Origin of the sequence: Ulvibacter antarcticus, assembly GCF_003688405.1 — a bacterium.
GTDB classification, from domain to species: Bacteria; Bacteroidota; Bacteroidia; order Flavobacteriales; family Flavobacteriaceae; genus Ulvibacter; species Ulvibacter antarcticus.
This window is the reverse complement of sequence record NZ_REFC01000014.1, coordinates 279,598-302,212: the sequence shown is the minus strand read 5'-3', so window position 1 is coordinate 302,212 and position 22,615 is coordinate 279,598. Positions and strand designations below refer to the sequence as shown.

The 22,615-nt window shown below is 37.1% G+C and carries 23 protein-coding genes; 13 read left to right on the top strand and 10 right to left on the bottom strand.

Going from position 1 to position 22,615, the window contains the following annotated elements; translation table 11 throughout:
* Position 1: 1 nt before the first annotated feature.
* From BXY75_RS13040 to rsfS, 3 genes are all read right to left on the bottom strand, one after another.
* Positions 2-613: an LUD domain-containing protein gene (locus tag BXY75_RS13040; protein ID WP_121908203.1), complete on the bottom strand. Its 612-nt coding sequence runs from the start codon at positions 611-613 to the stop codon at positions 2-4.
* A gap of 115 nt (positions 614-728) precedes the next feature.
* On the bottom strand, positions 729-2,678 hold the full coding sequence (gene ftsH, locus BXY75_RS13035; protein WP_121908202.1) for an ATP-dependent zinc metalloprotease FtsH: 1,950 nt from the start codon (positions 2,676-2,678) through the stop codon (positions 729-731).
* 14 nt (positions 2,679-2,692) lie between these two features.
* Positions 2,693-3,064, bottom strand: coding sequence for a ribosome silencing factor (gene rsfS, locus BXY75_RS13030; protein ID WP_121908201.1), 372 nt, complete (start codon positions 3,062-3,064; stop codon positions 2,693-2,695).
* 86 nt (positions 3,065-3,150) lie between these two features.
* Between rsfS and BXY75_RS13025 the strand changes: the two genes are divergently transcribed.
* The gene (locus BXY75_RS13025; protein WP_245962983.1) at positions 3,151-3,882 is read left to right on the top strand and encodes a biotin--[acetyl-CoA-carboxylase] ligase; all 732 of its coding nucleotides are present in this window, start codon (positions 3,151-3,153) and stop codon (positions 3,880-3,882) included.
* A gap of 359 nt (positions 3,883-4,241) precedes the next feature.
* Here BXY75_RS13025 and BXY75_RS13020 read toward each other — a convergent pair whose 3' ends face one another.
* Positions 4,242-4,634: an SRPBCC family protein gene (locus BXY75_RS13020; protein ID WP_121908199.1), complete on the bottom strand. Its 393-nt coding sequence runs from the start codon at positions 4,632-4,634 to the stop codon at positions 4,242-4,244.
* Between the two features lie 71 nt (positions 4,635-4,705).
* The gene (pyrE, locus tag BXY75_RS13015) at positions 4,706-5,347 is read right to left on the bottom strand and encodes an orotate phosphoribosyltransferase (protein WP_121908198.1); all 642 of its coding nucleotides are present in this window, start codon (positions 5,345-5,347) and stop codon (positions 4,706-4,708) included.
* 7 nt (positions 5,348-5,354) lie between these two features.
* On the opposite strand from pyrE, the gene BXY75_RS13010 reads away from it, so the two are divergent.
* Positions 5,355-5,978 (top strand): NUDIX hydrolase, encoded by a 624-nt coding sequence (locus BXY75_RS13010; protein ID WP_121908197.1) that lies wholly within the window; start codon positions 5,355-5,357, stop codon positions 5,976-5,978.
* Here BXY75_RS13010 and BXY75_RS13005 read toward each other — a convergent pair.
* On the bottom strand, positions 5,946-7,691 hold the full coding sequence (locus BXY75_RS13005) for a M14 family metallopeptidase (protein WP_121908196.1): 1,746 nt from the start codon (positions 7,689-7,691) through the stop codon (positions 5,946-5,948). The genes BXY75_RS13010 and BXY75_RS13005 overlap by 33 nt on opposite strands.
* Before the next feature lie 128 nt (positions 7,692-7,819).
* Between BXY75_RS13005 and BXY75_RS13000 the strand changes: the two genes are divergently transcribed.
* Together BXY75_RS13000 and BXY75_RS12995 are read left to right on the top strand one after the other, a co-directional pair.
* Complete coding sequence (locus BXY75_RS13000) at positions 7,820-8,713, top strand: T9SS type A sorting domain-containing protein (protein ID WP_147437281.1); 894 nt, start codon at positions 7,820-7,822, stop codon at positions 8,711-8,713.
* A 235-nt stretch (positions 8,714-8,948) separates the two neighbouring features.
* Complete coding sequence (locus tag BXY75_RS12995; RefSeq protein ID WP_170152894.1) at positions 8,949-9,788, top strand: T9SS type A sorting domain-containing protein; 840 nt, start codon at positions 8,949-8,951, stop codon at positions 9,786-9,788.
* 207 nt (positions 9,789-9,995) lie between these two features.
* On the opposite strand, the gene rho is transcribed toward BXY75_RS12995, so the two are convergent.
* Positions 9,996-11,690, bottom strand: a complete 1,695-nt coding sequence (gene rho, locus BXY75_RS12990; RefSeq protein ID WP_121908193.1) for a transcription termination factor Rho — start codon at positions 11,688-11,690, stop codon at positions 9,996-9,998.
* 196 nt (positions 11,691-11,886) lie between these two features.
* Between rho and BXY75_RS12985 the strand changes: the two genes are divergently transcribed.
* Positions 11,887-12,297 (top strand): DUF4293 domain-containing protein, encoded by a 411-nt coding sequence (locus BXY75_RS12985; RefSeq protein ID WP_121908192.1) that lies wholly within the window; start codon positions 11,887-11,889, stop codon positions 12,295-12,297.
* A 110-nt stretch (positions 12,298-12,407) separates the two neighbouring features.
* Here the strand turns inward: BXY75_RS12985 and BXY75_RS12980 are convergent, their stop codons facing one another.
* Positions 12,408-12,899: a metallophosphoesterase family protein gene (locus BXY75_RS12980; protein ID WP_121908191.1), complete on the bottom strand. Its 492-nt coding sequence runs from the start codon at positions 12,897-12,899 to the stop codon at positions 12,408-12,410.
* Positions 12,900-13,097: 198 nt separating this feature from the next.
* On the opposite strand from BXY75_RS12980, the gene truA reads away from it, so the two are divergent.
* Both truA and BXY75_RS12970 read left to right on the top strand, forming a co-directional pair.
* Positions 13,098-13,847, top strand: a complete 750-nt coding sequence (gene truA, locus BXY75_RS12975; RefSeq protein ID WP_245962971.1) for a tRNA pseudouridine(38-40) synthase TruA — start codon at positions 13,098-13,100, stop codon at positions 13,845-13,847.
* 29 nt (positions 13,848-13,876) lie between these two features.
* The gene (locus tag BXY75_RS12970; protein WP_121908189.1) at positions 13,877-15,640 is read left to right on the top strand and encodes an ABC transporter ATP-binding protein; all 1,764 of its coding nucleotides are present in this window, start codon (positions 13,877-13,879) and stop codon (positions 15,638-15,640) included.
* Positions 15,641-15,767: 127 nt separating this feature from the next.
* Here BXY75_RS12970 and BXY75_RS12965 read toward each other — a convergent pair whose 3' ends face one another.
* Both BXY75_RS12965 and folP read right to left on the bottom strand, forming a co-directional pair.
* Positions 15,768-16,544, bottom strand: coding sequence for a diadenylate cyclase (locus BXY75_RS12965; RefSeq protein ID WP_121908188.1), 777 nt, complete (start codon positions 16,542-16,544; stop codon positions 15,768-15,770).
* A gap of 45 nt (positions 16,545-16,589) precedes the next feature.
* A complete protein-coding gene (folP, locus tag BXY75_RS12960; protein ID WP_121908187.1) occupies positions 16,590-17,369 on the bottom strand; it encodes a dihydropteroate synthase in 780 nt (259 codons plus the stop codon).
* Positions 17,370-17,476: 107 nt separating this feature from the next.
* Here folP and BXY75_RS12955 point away from each other — a divergent pair, with 107 nt between their 5' ends.
* The 6 genes from BXY75_RS12955 (at position 17,477) to tpiA (ending at position 22,614) form a co-directional block, all read left to right on the top strand.
* Positions 17,477-18,013 carry a DUF1599 domain-containing protein gene (locus BXY75_RS12955; protein ID WP_121908186.1) on the top strand — a complete coding sequence of 179 codons (537 nt, stop codon included), beginning with the start codon at positions 17,477-17,479 and terminating at the stop codon, positions 18,011-18,013.
* A gap of 47 nt (positions 18,014-18,060) precedes the next feature.
* A complete protein-coding gene (locus BXY75_RS12950) occupies positions 18,061-18,405 on the top strand; it encodes a four helix bundle protein (RefSeq protein ID WP_121908185.1) in 345 nt (114 codons plus the stop codon).
* A gap of 54 nt (positions 18,406-18,459) precedes the next feature.
* The gene (locus tag BXY75_RS12945; RefSeq protein ID WP_121908184.1) at positions 18,460-20,175 is read left to right on the top strand and encodes a BT_3928 family protein; all 1,716 of its coding nucleotides are present in this window, start codon (positions 18,460-18,462) and stop codon (positions 20,173-20,175) included.
* Entirely contained in the window at positions 20,175-21,248 is a 1,074-nt protein-coding gene (locus tag BXY75_RS12940; protein ID WP_121908183.1) for an ABC transporter permease, read from the top strand. Before BXY75_RS12945 ends, BXY75_RS12940 begins: the two co-directional genes overlap by 1 nt.
* A gap of 43 nt (positions 21,249-21,291) precedes the next feature.
* Positions 21,292-21,780 carry a TlpA family protein disulfide reductase gene (locus BXY75_RS12935; RefSeq protein WP_121908182.1) on the top strand — a complete coding sequence of 163 codons (489 nt, stop codon included), beginning with the start codon at positions 21,292-21,294 and terminating at the stop codon, positions 21,778-21,780.
* Positions 21,781-21,858: 78 nt separating this feature from the next.
* Complete coding sequence (tpiA, locus tag BXY75_RS12930) at positions 21,859-22,614, top strand: triose-phosphate isomerase (protein WP_121908181.1); 756 nt, start codon at positions 21,859-21,861, stop codon at positions 22,612-22,614.
* Position 22,615: the final 1 nt, after the last annotated feature.

The following is a 22,615-nucleotide window of genomic DNA, read 5'->3' as shown; positions in this document are numbered from 1 at the left end:
ATTATAGGTCTTCCAAAAGCAGCAAATATAGGTTTTTTGTGCTACTTCCGTAACTCATAAAGTCCTTTTCTTTTTCAGTTTCGAAGTCCTGAATAGTTGTAATATTACTTGGAATATAGTTGGTACTTTGATTTTTAATCTTGCGTAGCCCTTCACTGATGGATTCAACTAACTGGCTGGTAGTGGCAAAAATGACAAAATTTGAAGGTAATTCCTTTAGGTTCTTTTCTTTGATCTGATTAGATGAAAGTAGTATAGAACCGTTATTCCCAATTAATGCTTCACAGGTAGAAAGAAAGAAGGTCGCGTTGGGTTTTTTAATAAAATTGAGATTAAAACCGTTAAATCGAGATGTGAGGGATTCATTGATACAAAAAACATCTCTTTCGTACCAGTCATTTTCGAGTAAGATATTATCGAAGGCTTCCAACACTTCTTCCATATTACCACAGTAAAGGAACTTACCACCGTTTTTGTTAAAACAATAAGTAAACTTCTCATCTACAGGTAATTTCTCTTCAGGATAATACTTACCACGCTCAGAATCTTTGGCCTTTCTGGCCTTTTCTTCCGACTTATAATTTGGGTTTAAAAGTCTCTTAAACAGACTCATTTATAACTAATTGAGGGGTTCTTATAAACGATATACTTCAAATATATAAAATCTATACAGAAGTACCATTATGATAAAAATAAAGTTTTGGACCTTCATCCAAAACTTTATTTTTTTAGGTTGTTATTACTTTTTCATCTTCATTCTTCTCAAAAGGTCTGTTTCCAAATATCTTTTGAAGATTGTCTTTAAAGATCACTTCCTTCTCAAGAAGTACATTAGCAAGCTCTGTTAATTTATCCTTGTTATGCTCTAACAAATCAATTGCTCGCTGATACTGACTTTCTATAAGCTTAGAAATTTCCTTATCAATCATCTCTGCGGTTTTCTCAGAATAAGGCTTTGTAAAACCATATTCAGATTGACCACTGGAATCGTAATACGTTAGATTTCCGATCGCATCATTTAAACCGTAAATGGTTACCATGGCTCTCGCTTGCTTAGTCACCTTTTCAAGATCACTTAATGCTCCGGTAGAAATTCGATTAAAAATCACTTTTTCGGCAGCACGACCACCAAGGGCAGCACACATCTCATCCAACATTTGTTCCGGCCTAACAATTAATCGTTCTTCCGGCAAGTACCAAGCTGCTCCCAAAGACTGACCTCTAGGGACAATAGTTACTTTCACTAATGGAGCTGCATGCTCTAACATCCAACTTACTGTAGCGTGACCTGCTTCGTGATATGCAATTGCCTTTTTCTCATCTGGCGTGATAATCTTATTTTTCTTTTCCAGACCTCCTACTATTCTATCAACGGCATCCAGAAAGTCTTGCTTATCTACGGCCTTCTTCTCATTTCTTGCAGCAATTAACGCTGCTTCATTACACACATTGGCAATATCGGCTCCAGAAAATCCGGGGGTTTGTTTAGCTAAAAAGTCCAGATCTAGCGAATCATCTGTTTTGATAGGGCGTAGATGGACTTCAAATATTTCCTTTCGTTCTCTCACATCCGGTAAATCTACATAGATTTGCCTATCGAATCGACCTGCACGCATCAATGCCTTATCAAGTACATCTGCGCGGTTAGTGGCCGCAATAACTATTACATTAGAGTTTGTTCCAAAACCATCCATTTCGGTTAACAGTTGGTTTAGGGTGTTTTCACGTTCATCATTGGAACCTGAAAAATTGTTTTTACCTCTGGCTCTACCAATTGCATCAATTTCATCTATAAAAATTATTGATGGAGCTTTTTCTTTTGCTTGTTTAAATAAGTCACGAACACGTGATGCTCCAACTCCCACAAACATCTCCACAAAATCTGAACCTGACAATGAGAAGAAAGGAACTTTTGCTTCACCAGCTACTGCTCTTGCCAAAAGTGTTTTACCTGTTCCCGGAGGTCCAACTAATAATGCACCTTTCGGTATCTTACCACCCAAGGCTGTATATTTATCGGGTGTTCTAAGAAAATCTACAATCTCTTGTACTTCTTCTTTCGCGCCTTCCAGACCGGCAACATCCTTGAAAGATGTTTTTACATCTGCTTTTTCGTCGAATAATTTGGCTTTAGATTTTCCAATGTTGAAAATCTGTCCTCCAGCTCCACCAGCTCCACCACCCGACATACGTCGCATAATAAATATCCATATTCCAATTATAACGATGAAAGGAAGTAATCCTAAAAGGACTTCTCCCCAAACATTGGATTCTGTATTCCAGATTAAGACAGTACTTAGGTTTTCCTGTTTCTTGATCTCTTTTACGTTGTTTTCGAAATTCTGAAGGTCTCCAAATTCAAACTGATAGTCCGGATCATTAGGACCTGGTGCTAAAAAGTTGGTGTTTTTATTATCATTGTGAATTGCCTTCGCTTTTGCATCTTTAGTAAGAAACACTTTGGCCATTTTATGGTTTACAACCATCACTTTATCAACATCTCCATCTCTTAAGAATTGCTCAAATTGAGATTGAGTTGTTTTTTGAGGCTGTCCCCAACTTCCACTACCAAAAAATTGAATCCCAATAAATACTAAAAAGATAGCGGCATAAATCCAATATGCACTAAATTTTGGTTTCTTAATCTCTGGTTTTTTATCTTTATTTCCTTCTGCCATGAGGCTTTTTTGTTTTAATAAGTTGTTTCTATTTTTACTGATACTGCATCTCCCCACAATCCTTCTATATCATAATACTCGCGGATATGCTTTTGAAAAACATGAACTACAACGTGAACATAATCAATTAATATCCACTCGGCATTGTCACTTCCTTCGACATGCCAAGGTTTTTCTTTTAAAGCTTTACTTACCGTTTTTTGTATCGAATTTACAATCGCATTTACCTGCGTATTTGAAGTACCATTGCAGATGATAAAATAGTCACATACAGTGTTCTCTATTTCTCTTAGATCTAGGATTTCAATATCTTGTCCTTTAACTTCTTCAATACCTTTTACAATTTGTGTAATAAGTTGATCTGTCCCTTTTTCTTTCTTCGACATTAACATTTTTTTCTTTGCGCAAAGTTATTACTTTTTTGTTTCTTTAAGTACTTTGCCGACGTAATAGTAATACATTCTTTTTGATAGTGAAGATAATCAAACTTAGTGCCACCGATTCTACAAATACCTACCTAAAAGAAATGAGTAAAACCATTGATTTGGCAGACCACACCATAGTAGTTACAGAGAAACAAACTAAAGGTCGTGGGCAGCTTGGATCTACCTGGCAATCGAAGGATGGCCAAAGCCTTACATTTAGTATCTTCAAGAGATTTTCCAATCTTAAAATTGAGCATCAATCTCTCATTACTTTCGCGGTATCTATTGGCGTGAAAAACGCCTTGGAAGTTCTTAATATTCCCGTCATGACTATAAAATGGCCAAACGACATAATGTCATACTCCAAAAAACTATGCGGAATTTTAATAGAAAACCAAATCGAAGGGACAAATATCACCAGCTCCATTATTGGTGTCGGACTTAATGTAAACAATTCTGAATTTGATAAGTTACCACAGGCATCGTCTATGAAATTGGCTTCCGGTAAAGCTTTTATCCTTGAAGAAATTTTACAATTGGTTTCTGAAGCAATTCTGAAGCAATTGGAAACCATCGAATATTCGAAAAATAATAATTTAGAAGCCACCTACGTAGCTTCCTTATTCAGAAAAGATAAAGTGACCGCTTTTAATGATCAGCGTAATCAAAACTTCAATGGAATAATAAGAGGCGTGGATAGTACAGGTCATTTACTTCTGGAAACAGAAAATGAAGAGATAAAATCGTTCGAATTAAAACAACTTAAAATGCTTTTTTAAATTGAGTTGGTTCTCGATACAATCTTATGCTCCTTACAGTCGCATAAAGATCACTCGAACTGACGGTATTTAAAAATTTGATCCATTTTACTAAGTGGATTAATAGTTCGATTGTCACTTCGAGTGATTTTAAGGTGCGGAGCTAGCTTAAAATAGTATCGAGAAGCTCTCAATAATCCTTGTAGTTCCAAAATGGCAGAGTAACAAAGTTTCAAAGTTCGAAAAGCCGAATATCAATCACTCGAACTTAAAAAATTTAAACATCAACCAATTTCTTTCTTCTAACTTCTTGCTTCTTGCTTCTTTATTCTACATTCTTTCTCCTAGCTTCCAACTTCCAGCTTCCAGCTTCCAGCTTTCTAAAGTTTTCCTAAATTTTCCGAAAGGGTCGCAATAAACTTAGTTATTGGTCCTTTTATCATCATCGACATCATTGTATTGAACTGCCCGTCAAAGAGGAATTCAGCTTTGCAACTACTGTCATCAATTTCATCAACTTTGGTTGTTAGTGTAAAAGGGATTTTATCGCTAATTGCTCCTAAGATTACTTCATTAGGTGAGTTGACTTCCTTTATTTCCAAAGCAATTTCGGGCATTCCCTTAAGTCCGAACACAAATGCATTGTCACGAATAAGCTCAAACTTGTTAATTGATTCGGGCATCAATTGCTCAAAATTCTTAACATCACTCAAAAATTCACATAATTCTGCTCCAGATTTTTGAACGGTTACTTTATTGCTGTTTAATTTCATAAATTAATTTTTTAGTGTGTTAAGGTTGACGCTATGATCGTGCCACTTTTTATGTGAATATACTAAAATGATTAAGGCTTCCAATTGCCAGGATCCTTCCGCCATTGCGACAAAAGTTCTACTTCATTCGATGATATATAATGAGTTTGTTCTGCCTGGATTAATAGGTTTTCATAATCACTCAAGGTATGCAATTCTATATTATTTTTTTTAAAGTTCTCTTCAGCTATATCAAAACCATAGGTAAATAGCGCCATCATTCCTTTTACATTTACATTCGCTTCACGTAAAGCTTCAACTGCGAGTAAACTACTTTTCCCTGTACTAATTAAATCTTCGACTACCACAACATGCTGATTTGCCTCGATATGTCCTTCAATCTTATTCTGACGTCCATGCGCCTTCGCTTCAGGACGGATATAACAAAATGGTAAATTCATATAATCTGCGACCAACATGCCTATGCCTATAGCTCCTGTAGCCACTCCCGCGATGGCATCAGGTTTGCCATATAATGACTCTATCTGATTTGACAAATGCTCTCTTAAATAATTCCTAATCTCAGGGTATGAGAGGGTTATGCGGTTATCGCAATAGATAGGAGACTTCCAACCCGATGCCCATGTAAAAGGGTTTTGTGGTTGTAATTTAATTGCATTAATTTGCAAAAGTAATTCGGCGGTTTTTTGAGCCGTCTCTTTGTTTAATATCATACTGCAAATGTATAAAGTTTTTGTCAAAGAAATTCCCATCATTCTCTCAACTGAGAAAAAAATTGGAAAGCAGTACACCTCTATTCCTTTAAAGGAAGTTAAGTTCAAAAAACTTATAGCTGAGATTAACAACGGAGAATTGCTATATGTAAATATTTACCATAAAAATGCTGAAAAACTAGAGCTGTTTCTTCGGAAAAAACTCCCAGTAGTTGAAGCAGGTGGCGGCATGGTTTACAATAGCAAAAAAGAAATCTTGTTTATCCGAAGAAATTCTAAATGGGACCTTCCGAAGGGAAAAGTAGAAAAAGGGGAAACCCACGAAGAAGCTGCCATTCGAGAAACCATCGAAGAAACCGGAGTACAGAATCTTGAAGTAAGAAGATTTTTACAAAAAACCTATCATGTTTTTCAGCGAAACGATAAATTCAAGCTCAAAATCACTTATTGGTATGAAATGTATTCAGACTATACTGGGCCTTTAATTCCGGAAGCTTCCGAAGGGATAAAAAAAGTGAAGTGGAAGAATTTCGAGAAATCTCAAAAAGCATTACAGGATTCGTACGAAAACATCAAACTTCTTTTCCCAAAAGAATACCTACTGCCACACCCTAATGATAGGATATCGTAAATGTGCCTTTTCGTAATTGGGTGATTGCTTATGAATCCAATCTAATTGCGCATACCAATTCGAAGCAAAACTTTTATCTGCTGCTTTCTTGGTGTCAAATTCTAACTTTAATTCCGAGTTTTCATTTAAGAAAGTCAATGCCTGGTCTTCCCAGACATAGGGAGAGAAACCTTCTTTTTGCTGTAAGATTGTATCGAAAAAATTCCAATTAAAAAATGAATCTACAGCCTGAGGCTCCAGTATTTCCAAAAGATACCTCATCCCAGCCTGATCTGTTTGCACAATAATATCTCCTTGATGCACCGCAACATTCTCGGTCTTAGTATCAACTTCCGTATTATAGTGAAGATAATGCCCTTCATACGGACCCTTGGTCGTTTCATACTTCTTTATATGGTAAACCTCAGCTTCCAGTGTACTATCCTTTTTAATTTCTGAATACGCAATCTTGTTCAGTTTTAGTAATTCTAACACATTCCAATAGCCTTTTGGTATAATGTAAGCAGATGGTATCTTCACACTATCTGAAGCCTTGAAGGTATTGTAATACACAACCTCTTTTTCAAAAGCTTTGGAACGGTCGTACTTTAAACGTTGCGAAGCTGTTATTTCACTTGGGATCATAGTCCCTTCGTAGCCCTTGAAATTTAAGACTGTGGTTTTTGTGCTATCAATTTTCCATTGGGTAGCATAGTAATCTCCGGATTTAAAATTCGACGCTGCGTTTTTTCTCATCTCCTTGATTAAATCAGCGTCTTTATCGGCTATACTAATAAAACTCTTCATTAACTCATAAGTTCCTTCAACTCTTTGTTTATAAGGCTTAAGCATATGAGTTTCTACCATCATCCCCAACGTATTAAACAATGCCGCATATCCGGTGGAATAACGTGGCCCGTCGAAAAACTGAGAAAAACCACTATCAGGAGTGCGGTTAAACACATTTACATAAGGAGTAATATCCAACGATTTTACATTTAATGAATCCTCCAATTGCGGTCTAAACGAGGTGCTAAGATAATTTCCTAAGGCACCTCCCAATTTATTATGCTGCGTAAAAAGATGCGTTAACACATATTGGTAATCGGCGCCATTACTTACATGGTTATCTATAAAAAGATCAGGATTTACAGTCCGAAAAAGGTGTGTAAAAGCTCTTGCATTTTTAGTGTCGGCTTTTATAAAATCCCTGTTTAGATCATAATTTCTGGCATTTCCTCGAAAACCGTACTCTTTAGGACCGTTCTGATTGGTCCTTGTCGTGCTATTCCGATTTAGAGCCCCGCCAATATTGTACACAGGAATCACAGCGACAAGTGTATTTACCGGCGCTGCGATTTTTCCATTTGCCAAGTCTCTCATAAGAAGCATAGATGCGTCAATTCCATCACTTTCTCCCGGATGAATTCCATTATTAATAAGGAGTACATTTTTTCTGTTTGCTTCGGAAAATTCCGATTCAAAACTACGATCGGGATTGAAGGTGATTAAATGCAAAGGTTCACCGGAATCTGTCTTGTGCATGGTGTACATGGCTATTGACGTATTGGCTTCGGCAAGTTGTGTGTAAAACTCGATCACCTCGCTGTAAGTGGCTGTCTCGGTACCTTCAGAAGATTCAAAAACCGTTTCAAAATTATAATCCTGCTCTTTTTTTTCCGAAGTACAAGAAAAAAGAAAGAAACCGAAGCAAACAATTAAAAGCTGTCTCATTAATTTTTTAAACAAATATAGTCGATTCCGCGATATAGCCTTTATATCTCCTTTCTATTGACATTACTTTTATATCTTTGCCCAGCTTTGAGAAGCAATTAAAAATACTCAAAGAAAATAAATTTACTATGAAAAATTTTACGCTTATCGGTGCCTTATTTTGCACACTTGCAACCGTTTTCTCTCAATCTCGAATTAGCGAATTGGGAATCAACGCACCTATTATATTTTCGGCAACCAGCCAACAAAATCTTGCTCCCTGCTCGGAAGAAAACCCTAACGATGGAACTTATGAAGAAGGCTTCAACTGTTCTTCTTCATCGTCCATACTTGCAGCTAACGACCTTATCGTAGCAGCCGATGAAATTTTCACGCTAAACCAAATTACGGCTAGCATTTTTGCCAATAATGGAATTACTGATGTGGAAGTAAGATATTACGACGATGCTTCGGGATTGCCAGGTTCTATTATTGGAACTGAAGTAGGCGTAGTACCCACTTCACAAACTGTAATTGGCGCCAATTTTGGCTACGATGTAAACGAAATTATATTAGACCTTGCTCCTTTTGTATTTAATGGACAATCGGGATCTGAAACCAAATACTGGGTAGAACTTATTGCTACCGATGGAAACGTGACACCAAACGTGTTTTGGGTAGCGACCTCAAGTTCTGCAAATGGAGAAGCTATTGCACAATTCAATGGCAGTTGGTCTAAGCCCAGCCCTAACTTAGACGGAGTTTACATCTGGTCTGGAGATTGTGATATTCTGCTAAATACAAATGAGTTTACGTCTAATAAAGTAACCGTTTTCCCAAATCCGGTTCTAGATATCCTTACTGTTCAATTACCAGAGAGTATTTCTGTAAAAAGTGCTTCTTTATACGATGTCCTCGGAAAAAATACGGGTGCAAAGCTATTTGAAGGTACAATGAACACTTCGAACTTAGTCGCAGGAGTATACTTTTTATCTGTGACTACTTCTGAAGGCACAGTGACTAAAAAAATTATAAAGAACTAAGTATAAAATACTTACGAAATTAAGGTCCCTGCTTAGAAATGAGTAGGGACTTTTTTATTGGGTTTATTGTTAGAATCGCGATTTTTATTAAATTCATGTTAAAATCACCTCTTAAATAACTGAATATCTGAAATATGTAGATTAGATAAATATGTTAAAGGCTTTTTTGGCAAGTTTCAAGCAAATTGTACTGTCATATTTCTATAACTTAGCGCCTCATTTAAAAAATTTAGATATGAAAAAAATTACTTTATTACTTGCGGCATTTGCTGCAACAACTTTAATGAACGCGCAAACTACAATGTCGCATTCAACCGATCAAACAGACATTACTGGTAGTGTTGCATGTGCAGCTGGTGGTACGGCTACAGAAAATAGCTTTTGGAGATCTTATACTCCTGCAGATTTTGGAGTAACAGGCGACATGGCTGTAACTGCAGTAGAATTTGCAGTAGGTTCTGCAAATGGTGCTGCGGCTCCGTTTACTGTTCTATTGAATCTTTATACATCAGATGATGTTTTCCCAGCAGGTACTTTTACTTTAGTATCTACTCAAACAGTTCCTGTAGTAGAAGGTGATACTGGTACAATTTTAACTGTACTTTTAGACACACCTTTCAATGTTGACCCTTCAACAGAAATCATCATGGAACTTTATGATAATGATGCTGCGGTTAATTTCCGTATCGGTCAGAATACATTAGGAGAAACTGCTCCTTCTTACCTTTCTTCTGCTGCTTGTGGTATTACTGTACCTACTCCAACTGAAGCTGTTGGTGGTGGATTTCCTGACGATTTCATTATGAATGTAACTGTTGATGCTCCACTTGGAGTTAATGACGTATTATTATCTCAAGTTGCTGTGTATCCTAACCCAACTACAGATGTACTTAACATCGCTGTTCCTTCTACTGTTGAAGTAACTGCTGCTGTATTATATGATGTATTAGGAAAAAACACAGGTGTTGCTCTTAACAACGGAACTATGAATACTGCTGCATTAGCAAAAGGTGTTTATATCCTATCTGTTAACACAACTGCTGGTACTCTTACTCAGAAAGTTGTAAAGAACTAAATTATAGTAATTACAATTCTTATTAAAGCCTCTGCTGTTTCTCAGCAGAGGCTTTTTTTATTAATATATCTCAGGCAACAACTTAAAACTTCAACCGGAACACTAACCCGGAAAATAGTAATAAGTCAATAAATTAAAATAATCAATACAAAAAAGCCCCGCTTGAATCATCAAGCGGGGCTTTTACTATTTAAGTTTATTCTGTCTCTAACTATTCATTGATATTAGAAACTCCTCATTATTTTTAGTTTGCTTAAAGCGATCGTTAATAAATTCCATTGCTTCAACAGGGTTCATATCTGCTAGGTATTTACGCATTACCCACATTCTTTGAATTGTTTTATCATCCAAGAGAAGATCATCTCTACGTGTACTTGAAGACGTAAGGTCAATAGCAGGGAAGATTCTTCGGTTCGAAATTTTACGATCCAATTGAAGCTCCATATTACCGGTTCCTTTAAATTCTTCAAAGATTACCTCGTCCATTTTAGATCCGGTTTCTGTAAGTGCCGTAGCGATAATAGTAAGTGATCCGCCATTTTCAATATTACGAGCCGCTCCAAAGAAACGTTTTGGTTTGTTTAATGCATTTGCATCTACACCCCCACTTAATATTTTACCACTAGCAGGTTGTACCGTATTGTAAGCACGAGCTAAACGTGTAATTGAGTCTAAAAGGATCACTACATCATGTCCACATTCGACTAGTCTTTTAGCCTTATCGATTACTAGATTTGCAATACGTACATGCTCAGATGGTTCTTTGTCAAAAGTTGACGCAATTACTTCACCTTGCACATTACGCTGCATATCTGTAACCTCCTCTGGACGTTCGTCAATTAGAAGAATAATCTGATAAACTTCTGGATGATTGGCCGCTATTGCGTTAGCAATATCCTTAAGCAACATAGTCTTACCTGTTTTAGGTTGAGACACGATCATACCACGTTGTCCTTTTCCTATAGGAGCGAATAGATCAATAATTCTTGTGGAAATTGTACTCTGTCTATCTGCTAAATTGAATTTTTCATCCGGAAATAATGGTGTTAAGTGTTCAAATGAAATACGGTCACGTACAACATTTGGATTCAACCCGTTTATTTTACTAACCTTAATTAATGGAAAATACTTTTCTCCTTCTTTAGGAGGACGTACTTCTCCCAATACGGTATCTCCAGTTTTTAATCCGAATAATCGAATCTGCGACTGAGATACATAAATATCATCGGGAGATGATAAGTAATTGTAATCACTAGAACGAAGGAATCCATAACCGTCCTGCATAATATCGAGAACACCTTCACTTTCAATGATGCCATCAAATTCGAAATCCGGTTCGCGATATCTATTTCGGGAATCCTTATTTCCGTTATTACGATTTTCCTTCGGATTGTTCTGTTTTTTCTCTCTTGGCTGTTTATTACGGTTATCCGATTTATTCGTATTACCGTCTCTGCCACCTTTTCTGCTATCTGAATCTTTTGGAGTTCTGTCTGATGGTGTTTTGTCGTCAGTTCCTTTTTCCTGAGTTGAAGCAGCCTTATCTTCCTCTACTTTCTTTCTCGGATTGGGTCTTGGATTCGGTTTTTGAGGTCGATTATCGTTTTTAGGCTCGCGGCTGCGAGGTTCTTTTTCCTTAGCACTTTTATCGGCAGCTTCTTTTTTGGCTTTTGCAGCTGCCTCTCTTTTTTGCAACGGAGTTTCTTTTTGAGCAGGAGCCTCTTCGGACTCAACCTGCGGAAGTGCCGCCTTTACCACTGTCGGGTTGGCAGCTTGATAATCGAGAATCTGATATACCAGATCCAATTTTTTTAATGTTTTAAACTTAGGTACACCTAAAGTTTTCGCTAGTTCCTGCAATTCAGGTAGCTTTTTTACTTTTAATTCTGAAATTTCTAACATTTATAATAGAATACGTTAATTGATATTTTCTTTCCTTAGAGGAGATGAAATTGTTCTGAAAATTTATCGAAGACTAAGTAACCGTGATTGAATTGGTTACGATTTGATTGTACAATAATACAATAATAAATTAAATACTACATTTATATTTTTAAAAAGAAACAGTATTTTTGTCTTCTTTTAACAACATTTAAGAATGTTACAACGCATACAAACTATATATCTATTAATTTCCGCGCTGGTCATGGGAGCCCTTTACCTTTGGTTTCCAGTTGTTTTAGATACTTCAGGAAATACCATCATAGATAGAAGCGAACCTTTGGTATTTATACTAATATTTGTTTCTATTGCGTTAGCTATAATATCAATATTAACTTTTAAGAAGCGACAGCTACAATTTGTGCTCAATCGTTTAAATATCATATCAAACTTTGTATTACTGGGAGTTTTCGTTTACAGGTCGCTAACATTATCCGGAGAAACTTTGGTTTCTGAGAAGGGTATTGGGGTGCTACTTCCTATCATTTCTATCGTTTTTTTAGTGCTGGCCAATAAGGCCATTAAAAAGGACGAGGATCTCGTAAAATCTGTGGACCGTCTACGTTAAACCAATCTTAGTATATTAGTGCGAACCCTTGAAGAATGCCATCTTCAAGGGTTTTTTTTGTTTCATCACCCTTTTAATGTCTTATATCCTATTAGCACATAGGTCAATAACTACCTTTTGAATTCAATTACTTCCAGATTTTTAATCTCTTTTCCGTCTATCTCAAAGCGAAGCATAGTTCGTACCTTATGAAACCCATGCAGACCAACTGCCCCGGGATTCATATGCAATAAGCCTCGTTTTTTATCATTCATCACTTTTAGTATATGCGAATGTCCGCTTATAAAAAGTCTGGGCGGATTACTATAGATTTCTTCACGTATCGCCGGACTATACCTGCCGGGATATCCTCCAATATGTGTGATAAGTACATCTACTTCTTCACATAAAAATCGATTATTTAGTGGAAACTCAAGTCTGGCCTTAGCATCGTCAATATTCCCATAGACTGCGCGTAAAGGCTTTATTTTCTGAATAGCGTCGGTTACAGATAAATCCCCGATATCCCCGGCATGCCATACCTCATCGGCTTGTTTAACATACTTGAGAATCTTTTCATCAATGAAACTATGTGTGTCGCTAAGAAGTAGGATTTTCGTCAATTTTGAAGCATTAGTTTAGTTGTTTCAAAGTTACAAAGTTTCATACTAATTAAATCCAGATAGTAACTTCTAATGAGTTTCATTTTATATGAAACGAACTAAAAATATCATAATTTACCTTCGTCAGTTCGAGTAATCCCAATTTTTCATCGGGATTGTATCGAGAACTTAGTAATTTTGCAAATCAAATTTAATCAATTGAGATATTTTATTGAAATAGCCTATAATGGAACTTCTTATTTTGGATGGCAAATGCAACCTGATGCTATCTCTGTACAGGAAGAACTTGAAAAAGCTTTATCTACTTTGCTTCGGAAAGATCTTAAAGTGATTGGAGCCGGCAGGACGGATACAGGTGTTCACGCCCGACAATTATATGCTCATTTTGATTTCGATACTATTGAAGATGCTTCAGAATTAACGTTCAGGCTAAATTCTTTTCTTCCGAAGGATATATCAGTTAGAAATATACTTGCCGTAAGAGAAGATGCCCACGCAAGATTTCATGCGACAGAAAGATCCTATGAGTATATCATCTCTACTCAAAAAGATCCTTTTTCCGAAGGTTTGGCACATCAACTACATCGTAGACCCAATGTCGCCTTAATGAATGAGGCTGCTAATGAACTATTGAGCCATCAAAATTTTCAATGCTTTTCACGTTCCAATACAGATGTAAAAACGTATAATTGTAAAGTAACCAAAGCAATTTGGGAGGAAAATGGAAACAGGCTTAGCTTTACCATTACATCAGACCGCTTTCTGCGAAATATGGTAAGGGCAGTCGTTGGCACCTTATTGGATGTGGGCTTTGGCAAAACAACTTTTGTAGATTTCCTTGAAATTCTTAAAAGTAAAGACCGAACCAAGGCAGGTGCTTCTGCGCCGGCACACGGATTGTACCTTATGGAAGTAGGATATCCGAAAGACATTTTTATAGTAAAATAAAAGAAATCTCTGCTCGGGCAGTGAGTAATATGGCAGCATCAGGAAACGCATTCGATTTTAAACTTTTTAAACGGTTACTTGCATTTACAAATGCGTATCGTAAGACATTTTATTTTGTCGCATTCGCAGCTATTGTAATGTCCGGCCTTGCCATTCTTAGACCATATTTATTGAAGCGCGCGATTGATGAATCCATACTCCCAAGAGATGGTGAAAGTTTTTTCATCTTCCTCTCTCTCATGCTGGGCGTTTTATTTTTAGAGGTCCTTTTTCAATTTGCCTTTGTGTTCTATGCTAACTGGCTTGGACAAAATGTAATCAACGATTTACGAGTAAAGCTCTTCAAACTTATGACCAGCTTTAAAATGCAGTATTTCGACAAGAGTGCGGTGGGTAGGCTTACCACCAGGGCAGTAAATGACATAGAAACCATCTCTAGTATTTTTAGTGAAGGATTATTTATGATTATTAGTGATTTGCTGAAAATGGCAGTGATCGCCGGATTTATGCTCTATCAGAGTTGGAGACTTGCATTAATCGTATTTATTATTTTACCACTAATTCTTTATGCTACGCGTGTATTTCAACGGGCTATGAAAGTAGCATTCGAAGATGTTAGAAATCAAGTGGCAAATCTCAATTCTTTCGTGCAAGAACGAATCACAGGAATGAAGATCGTTCAGATTTTTACACGGGAAGAAACTGAATACGCTGAATTCAAAAAAATAAACGAAAAACACAAAAAGGCCTGGGTAAAAACAGTTTGGTATAACTCAATTTTCTTTCCTATTGCCGAAATGGCTTCATCAGTCGCAATTGGATTGGTAGTATGGTATGGCGGTCTAAATGCTGCTGAAGGAGGTGTCATCACCCTCGGACTTATTGTTGCCTTTGTAGAATTGGCGCAGATGCTTTTTAGACCGCTTCGTCAGATAGCCGATAAGTTTAATACCCTACAAATGGGAATGGTGGCTGCGAATCGTGTTTTTGCAATTCTCGATACTAAATCACACATCGCTGATGAAGGCGACAAGCTTTTGGAAAACACCAATGGAGAGATTGAATTTAAAAATGTTCGATTCGGTTATATTGAAAACGAGGAGGTAATTAGAGACATTTCATTTACGGTAAAACCTGGTGAGACCATCGCGATTGTAGGTGCCACAGGAGCTGGAAAATCGACCATTATTAATTTATTGAATCGCTTCTACGAAATTAATAGCGGTACCATTTTAATAGACAATACCTCAATAAAGGATTTTAATCTAAATTCTTTACGAAGTAATATCGCAGTGGTACTACAAGACGTTTTTCTGTTTGCCGATACCATTCTTAATAATATTACCCTCAACGATCCTTCAATTTCAGAGGCAGAAGTGATTGCAGCTGCGAAGGAAATTGGCGTTGATAGATTTATCAATTCGCTCCCCGGAAAGTATCATTATAATGTGAAAGAACGAGGCTCCATGTTATCTTCAGGGCAGCGGCAGTTGATAGCTTTCCTAAGAGCCTATGTTAGTAAACCTAGTATTCTAATTTTGGATGAAGCTACATCATCGGTAGATAGCTATTCCGAAGAAATGATTCAAACAGCAACCGAAAAAATTACCAAAGGCCGTACTTCTATCGTAATTGCACATAGATTGGCTACCATTAAAAAAGCTGATAAAATTCTCGTTATGGATGCAGGGAAAATTGTAGAATCCGGAACTCATAAAGAACTACTTAAAAAAGAAGAAGGTTTTTACCGAAATCTTTACGAGGTCCAATTTATGACCGAAGAAGCTATCTAAGGAACTCTGATACATTTCAGAAAAAAGAAAAGCCAAAGTCAGTCTGTTTTCAATAATCTTGGCACCACGATTGGCAAAATATTTATCGTTGAGAAACAGCTCCTTCCGAGAGTTTTAACAATTGATATTAGGCGGTTAAGTCTTTGTTTAAGATCTCGTGAAGTTCTTCCAGATCATCGAATAACACAAAATCCCCATCTCTCAAATATGAAACTTGTCCGTTTTCTTCGGAAACCACCAAACATACGGCGTCGGTCTTTTCAGTTATACCAACAGCTGCTCTATGTCGCAATCCAAACCGTAAAGGAATCTTTCTATCGTTTGAAACAGGCAGGATAACTCTCGTTGCCGTTATCTCCATATCTTCAATGATCATCGCACCATCGTGCAACGGACTATTCTTGAAAAAAATGCTTTCAATTATAGGCTGATTCACCTCCATGCTCATGGTATCACCAGTGTTTTTCACAAAATCGAGACTGTTATTACGCTTTAATACGATTAAGGCCCCGGTATTCGAAGACGACATCTTTCTACAGGCCTCAATAATTGCCTTGATATTTGTTATTGGAGTATTGTCATCCGAAAGCAACTTGAATTTATTAAAAAAACGTCGTCGGGCATTAAAATTTGTAGAACCCAACATCAACAAAAATTTTCGAATTTCCTGTTGAAACACAACAATAAGGGCAAACATTCCAACTCCTAAAAATCCGCCCAGAATCTTACTAAGCAACTCCATTTCTAGCAATTCGGTGAGCTTCCAAATCCCGTACATGATTACAATTCCCACAAAAATATTGATAGCCACTGTACCCTTCACTAATTTATAAACATAGTACAGAAGCAATGCAACTAGCACGATATCAACGATGTCTATAATACGTATGTCTAAAAACTCCAACGGGACTTTGTTTTATGTAAATGTACTTTAAAAATTTCGAAATTATTAGCTGTTGTTTTTCAGGTTTTCCAGCAGTTGTACACACTCTACCGCTTCTGCAACATCATGCACACGCAGAATAGATGCCCCCTTCATAATAGCCACAGTATTTAATACAGAAGTACCGTTCAACGCCTTTTCTGCCGTTGATTCCAGCGATTTATAAATCATTGATTTTCGCGAAACCCCTACGAGTATAGGCAGGTCTAAATGTTGAAATAATTCGAGCTGCTTCAGAAGTTCGAAACTTTGTTTTCTGGTCTTTGCAAATCCAAATCCGGGATCGATTATAACATCATTAATACCAGCTTTTCTGGCTTCAGAAATCCTTCCAGAAAAATAAAACAACACCTCCTTAGTGACATTTTCATAAGCTGTGTTTTCTACCATATTTTGAGGCGTTCCCTTCATATGCATTAGCACATAAGGCACCTTTAATCCGGCAACGGTCTCCATCATTTTTTGATCTGCCAAACCGCCCGAAATATCATTTATCATACATGCACCAACTTCAATTGCTTTTTTTGCGACCTCACTTCGGAAGGTATCTATCGATATAAGTGTCTTTGGAAAAGCTTTTAGTATAGCCGTTATCGCCGGAATTACACGTTTTAATTCTTCTTCTTCTGAAACATCCTCGGCTCCGGGACGCGAACTATAACCTCCCACGTCCAGAAAAGTAGCGCCCTCATTCAGCATCTTATCTGCCTGCGCTACAATTTCACGTATTGAAACGGTTTTTCCACCATCATAGAACGAATCCGGAGTGCAATTAATAATCCCCATAATTCGGGGAATCGATAGGTCGATAAGGCTGCCTTTACAATTGAGAGTTTGCAATTTTTTAATCTGATTTATTTAAGCGAAATTTACGCAAAATCTTACACATCGAAATGTCCGAAACATCGAAACAATACAATGCTGTAATCGAAAGCTGCAGATCCCTGTTTATCAACAAAATGAAGGATTATGGGAGTGCCTGGAGGATTCTAAGACTTCCTTCACTTACAGACCAGATTTTTATCAAAGCACAAAGAATTCGCGGATTACAACAAAATAAAGAGCAAAAAGTAGATGAAGGACAGGTAAGCGAGTTTATAGGAATCATCAATTATTCGATCATGGCCTTGATTCAGTTGGAAAAAGGTGTAGCTGAACAACCAGATCTATCGCTCGAAGATGCCACGACACTTTTCGATGAAAAAGTTTCAGTTACCAAACAACTCATGATGGACAAAAATCATGATTACGGTGAGGCATGGCGTGAAATGAGAGTGAGTTCCCTTACCGACCTTATTTTACAGAAACTATTACGTGTTAAACAAATTGAAGACAATAAAGGAAAGACGTTGGTGTCGGAAGGTATCGATGCGAATTATCAGGATATGATTAATTACGCGGTTTTCGCTTTAATTCACTTGAAGGAATAGCTCATAAAAAATATCAAATTAAAAGCACCAAATGACAAAAAATTAGTTTGAAAAAAGAGTATGATTTAGAAGAGAGGACTTTCGTGTTTGCAAGAAATTGTCGATTTATGGTAGAAGAACTAAAATCGGTAATTTCTAATTTTGAAGATGGAAAACAATTAATAAGATCCTCTGGTTCGGTTGGTGCAAATTATATAGAAGCAAATGAAAAATTAGGAGATAAAGATTTTCTCTATCGTCTTAAAATAGCGAGAAAAGAGGCAAAAGAATCACTTTATTGGCTGCGTTTATTAAAGTCAATGAATATTGATAATGCAGAAATTGATACTTTAATTCAGGAAGCAGAAGAACTGAAGAAAATTTTATCATCAATTATTATAAAAAGCAAATAATACCACAGCATTGAATTTTGGAATTTGGTGCTTAGAATTTTGAAATTTATATTTATGAAAGTACTTGTTAATATTTCACGATTATTCGTCGGAATTTTATTTATCATTAGCGGACTCATAAAGCTCAATGACCCTGTTGGGTTTTCATTTAAGCTGAAGGATTATTTCGCACCTGAGGTTCTTAATTTGGAGTTTCTAGTTCCTTACGTTCTTATCATGGCGATCTTTATCGTGATCTTTGAAGTATTAGTGGGAATCATGATTCTAATAGGTTATGCAAAAAAGTTCACACTTTGGAGCTTACTTCTTATGATCGTTTTCTTCACTTTCCTTACCTTCTATTCTGCCTATTTCAACAAGGTAACCGATTGTGGATGTTTCGGAGATGCCATAAAACTTACTCCCTGGGAGTCCTTTACAAAGGATATTATTTTACTCGTTTTTGTTCTGATTTTATACTTCGGAAGAAAACATATTCAGCCATTCTTTTCAAAAAATATAAGAAGCATCATCGTGTTCGCTGGTTTTGTATTCTGCCTGGCGATTACGTATCATGTGTTGCTACACCTACCAATTATTGATTTCAGACCTTATAAAATTGATGCGGATATAACCGAAGGTATGTCAGTACCCGAAGATGCTCCAAAACCGATTTTCTCTTACGATTGGAAATTTAATGTAAACGGCGAGGATAAAATTTTTAGTACTAGTGGAGATTATCCGAAAGTAGACGGAGAATTTATTAGTGTAGACACCAAGGAACTACAAGCAGGTTACGAACCTCCTATTCACGATTTTACTATTGAGCGAGAGGATCAGGATTATACAGAACGTTTCCTCAATGAAGAAAATTTGATAGTGGTAATTGCCTATAGTTTAAGCGCAACCGAGAAAGATGGTTATGCAAATATTCGACAAATAACAGATGAGGCTGTAAAAAAAGGCTATAAAGTAATTGGCTTGTCGGCTTCTTCACAGAAAGTAATGGATGCGTTGGCAGACGATTACAAACTCAATTTTAAATTCTATTTCTGCGATGAAACTACCCTTAAAACTATTGTGCGTAGCAATCCGGGAATTCTTGAATTGCAATCCGGAACCATAAAGCAGAAACTTCATTGGAATGATGCACTGAAAATGAAACTCGTTCAATTGGAAAATGCCAGCCCGGAACTGGATATGAATTTAAAAAGAAGGCTAGATAGTATCGCGGTTCTGGATCAACGATACCGTACTTTGATGCAAGCCACTTCTGTTGAAGAACGAAATAAAATTGCCGAAGAAATGGGTCTTGAACCTGCCGATTATTCTGGTGACTTAACGGCTATGCAGCAGGTGATTGATAGTTCGAACATGGAATTCGTGGAACATATTTTTAAAACTAGAGGTTACCCCGGAAAATCTGTGGTTGGCGAAGAAAGCAGCCTCGCAGCTTGGTATGTACTTCAACATAATCCCGATAAAATTCCGGCCTATTTACCGCTTATCAAAGACGCAGCAGACGCCGGGGAAATCTCAAAACGCTCGGCAGCTATGATGGAAGATCGTTATTTAATGCACGAGGGAGAACCACAGGTCTATGGAACTCAGGGCATGAAATACGACGATGCACGTGGATCATTTATTTGGCCTATTATAAATCCGGAAACAGTTAATCAACGAAGAAGTGAAGCCGGATTCGACCAGACTATTGAAGAATACTCCAAATTGCTTTTTGGAGATAATTTCGAGTATAAAGTGCTAACTGTAGATGATGTAAAAGAGAAATAGTGGCAGGATATATATTTCAAAAATTGGGCTATGCGCTGCTTACCTTATTTGGAGTAGTCACTGTCATATTTCTATTATTTACTATTCTACCAGGTGATCCAGCTCGTATGATGTTGGGACAAAACGAAAATGCAGAGCAAATTGCAGTTGTAAAGAAAAAATATGGCTTCGATAAACCTGTCAGCGTTCAGTATTTGCAGTACTTAAACGACTTATCACCTATTTCGTTCCACAGCATTAACCCGGATGATTACACCTACCTTTCCAAAGAAAAATACACTGCAACCTCTTTATTCACGATTGGAAATACAATAACGGCACTTAAGTTTCCTTACCTGCGAGAGTCTTTCCAAAAAAATGGTAAAAAAGTGAGTTCTGTCATTGCCGAAACGCTTCCAAACACTGTGGTTCTTGCAGTATCAGCTATATGCATCGCCATTATACTAGGGGTTTTTTTAGGAATTATTTCTGTCCTTTTTAAAGATGGTTGGATCGACCGCATTATTCAATTACTAAGTACATTTGGAATGAGTGTGCCTTCTTTTTTTAGTGCCATCCTGTTTGCCTGGCTCTTCGGATTTGTATTGCACAAATACACCGGGCTCAATATGACAGGTAGTTTATACGAAGTAGATGATTTTGGAAGTGGCACATATATTCAGTGGAAAAACCTCATCCTTCCGGCAATAGTATTGGGTATTCGTCCGTTGGCGGTTGTGAGTCAGTTAATGAGAAATTCTCTACTTGAAGTTTTGAATCAGGATTATATACGAACGGCAAAAGCTAAAGGTTTATCATTCTTTACCATTATAAGACGTCACGCGCTTAAAAACTCGTTGAATCCGGTGGTCACAGCTGTTTCAGGCTGGTTTGCTTCCATGCTCGCTGGAGCTGTTTTTGTGGAGTATATTTTTGGATGGAACGGCCTTGGAAAGGAAATCGTTGAAGCCTTAAATACGCTGGATCTCCCTATCATTATGGGTGCTGTTATAGTGATTGCCAGCTTATTTATTATGATCAATATATTGGTGGATATCCTTTATGGCTGGCTGGATCCGAAGATTAGTAGTTAGATGTTAGATGTTAGATGTTAGATAAATTTAAAAAAATGTGGTTATGAAATTAATAGTATCGATTTGTATTTTTCTTTTGACGTTCGCTTCGGAAGCACAACAATTGACGTTTTCGGAAGAGGCATTAAATGATGTCTTTTTGTCTGAAGCTAATGAAGAAACAACTTTTTCCGAAGTCCTTCAGAAATACAGAGGAAAGACTGTTGTTATAGATATTTGGGCAACCTGGTGCAAAAATTGTATTACCGGGATGCCAAAAGTTAAAAAGCTTCAGAAGAAATACAAAGACGTAACGTTTTTATTCCTATCGCTCGATAAGGACACCGAAAGTTGGAAAAAAGGAATCAGCAAATACGAAATGGAAGGTGAACACTATTATATACCTTCGGGCTGGAAAGGTGGATTTTGCAGCACCATAAACCTGGATTGGATTCCGAGATATATGATTGTTAATCCGAAGGGAGTAATTAGTTTGTACAAAGCCATTAAAGCAGATGATAAAAAAATTGCCAAAATACTTAACAGCAAATAGGTCAGATGCCCAAACTTTATGACCTTTGCCAAAATTGAACGAGTCAATCTTATATAAACCAATTAAAGGAGCCACAGCATGAGAAAGAAAATAGTAGCCGGAAACTGGAAAATGAACAACGATCTTTCCCAAACACAAGATCTTTTAGCATCTCTTAAAACACAGGTAATTCCGGAGGACGTAAGCGTTATGGTTGGACCTTCATTCACTAATCTGTATCAGGCTTTTCAATCTCTAAAAGACCATCCTATTGAAGTCATTGCACAAAATATGCATCAATCTTCAGAGGGTGCTTATACCGGTGAGGTTTCTGCACCTATGCTAAGAAGTGTTGGAATAACTACCGTAATTCTGGGACATAGCGAACGTCGGGCTTATTTCAACGAAAATGATGCCTTGCTGGCCGAAAAAGTTAATACCGCATTGGATAATGATATGAAGGTGATTTTCTGTTTTGGTGAAGAATTAGACGAACGTAAAGCCAATAATCATTTCAATATTGTAAAATCGCAGTTGGAAAAAGGTCTATTTCATATCTCAAAAGAGCATTGGAGTAACATTGTACTTGCCTACGAACCGGTATGGGCCATTGGAACCGGCGAAACTGCAAGTCCGGAGCAAGCGCAGGAAATGCATTCGTTTGTTAGAAAAACCATTGCAAGTGAATATACGTCTCAAATTGCCGAGAACGTTTCTATTTTATACGGCGGTAGTGTAAAACCTAATAATGCGGCTGAGATCTTTGGAAAAGAAGATGTAGATGGCGGCCTTATTGGAGGTGCTGCACTCGATGCCCAATCGTTTATGGCGATTGTAAACGGATTTGGAAAATAAA

What these genes read in the sequence shown, in the direction of transcription:
- ftsH (WP_121908202.1), bottom strand. Translation starts at nt 2,678, where the DNA reads ATGGCAGAAGGAAATAAAGATAAAAAACCAGAGATTAAGAAACCAAAA.
- rsfS (WP_121908201.1), bottom strand. Translation starts at nt 3,064, where the DNA reads ATGTCGAAGAAAGAAAAAGGGACAGATCAACTTATTACACAAATTGTA.
- BXY75_RS12945 (WP_121908184.1), top strand. Translation starts at nt 18,460, where the DNA reads ATGAAAGTACTTGTTAATATTTCACGATTATTCGTCGGAATTTTATTT.
- BXY75_RS13010 (WP_121908197.1), top strand. Translation starts at nt 5,355, where the DNA reads ATGTATAAAGTTTTTGTCAAAGAAATTCCCATCATTCTCTCAACTGAG.
- BXY75_RS13040 (WP_121908203.1), bottom strand. Translation starts at nt 613, where the DNA reads ATGAGTCTGTTTAAGAGACTTTTAAACCCAAATTATAAGTCGGAAGAA.
- BXY75_RS12985 (WP_121908192.1), top strand. Translation starts at nt 11,887, where the DNA reads ATGTTACAACGCATACAAACTATATATCTATTAATTTCCGCGCTGGTC.
- tpiA (WP_121908181.1), top strand. Translation starts at nt 21,859, where the DNA reads ATGAGAAAGAAAATAGTAGCCGGAAACTGGAAAATGAACAACGATCTT.
- BXY75_RS13020 (WP_121908199.1), bottom strand. Translation starts at nt 4,634, where the DNA reads ATGAAATTAAACAGCAATAAAGTAACCGTTCAAAAATCTGGAGCAGAA.
- BXY75_RS12995 (WP_170152894.1), top strand. Translation starts at nt 8,949, where the DNA reads ATGAAAAAAATTACTTTATTACTTGCGGCATTTGCTGCAACAACTTTA.
- BXY75_RS13005 (WP_121908196.1), bottom strand. Translation starts at nt 7,691, where the DNA reads ATGAGACAGCTTTTAATTGTTTGCTTCGGTTTCTTTCTTTTTTCTTGT.
- BXY75_RS12935 (WP_121908182.1), top strand. Translation starts at nt 21,292, where the DNA reads ATGAAATTAATAGTATCGATTTGTATTTTTCTTTTGACGTTCGCTTCG.
- pyrE (WP_121908198.1), bottom strand. Translation starts at nt 5,347, where the DNA reads ATGATATTAAACAAAGAGACGGCTCAAAAAACCGCCGAATTACTTTTG.
- BXY75_RS13000 (WP_147437281.1), top strand. Translation starts at nt 7,820, where the DNA reads ATGAAAAATTTTACGCTTATCGGTGCCTTATTTTGCACACTTGCAACC.
- BXY75_RS12970 (WP_121908189.1), top strand. Translation starts at nt 13,877, where the DNA reads ATGGCAGCATCAGGAAACGCATTCGATTTTAAACTTTTTAAACGGTTA.
- rho (WP_121908193.1), bottom strand. Translation starts at nt 11,690, where the DNA reads ATGTTAGAAATTTCAGAATTAAAAGTAAAAAAGCTACCTGAATTGCAG.
- folP (WP_121908187.1), bottom strand. Translation starts at nt 17,369, where the DNA reads ATGGGGATTATTAATTGCACTCCGGATTCGTTCTATGATGGTGGAAAA.
- BXY75_RS12955 (WP_121908186.1), top strand. Translation starts at nt 17,477, where the DNA reads ATGTCCGAAACATCGAAACAATACAATGCTGTAATCGAAAGCTGCAGA.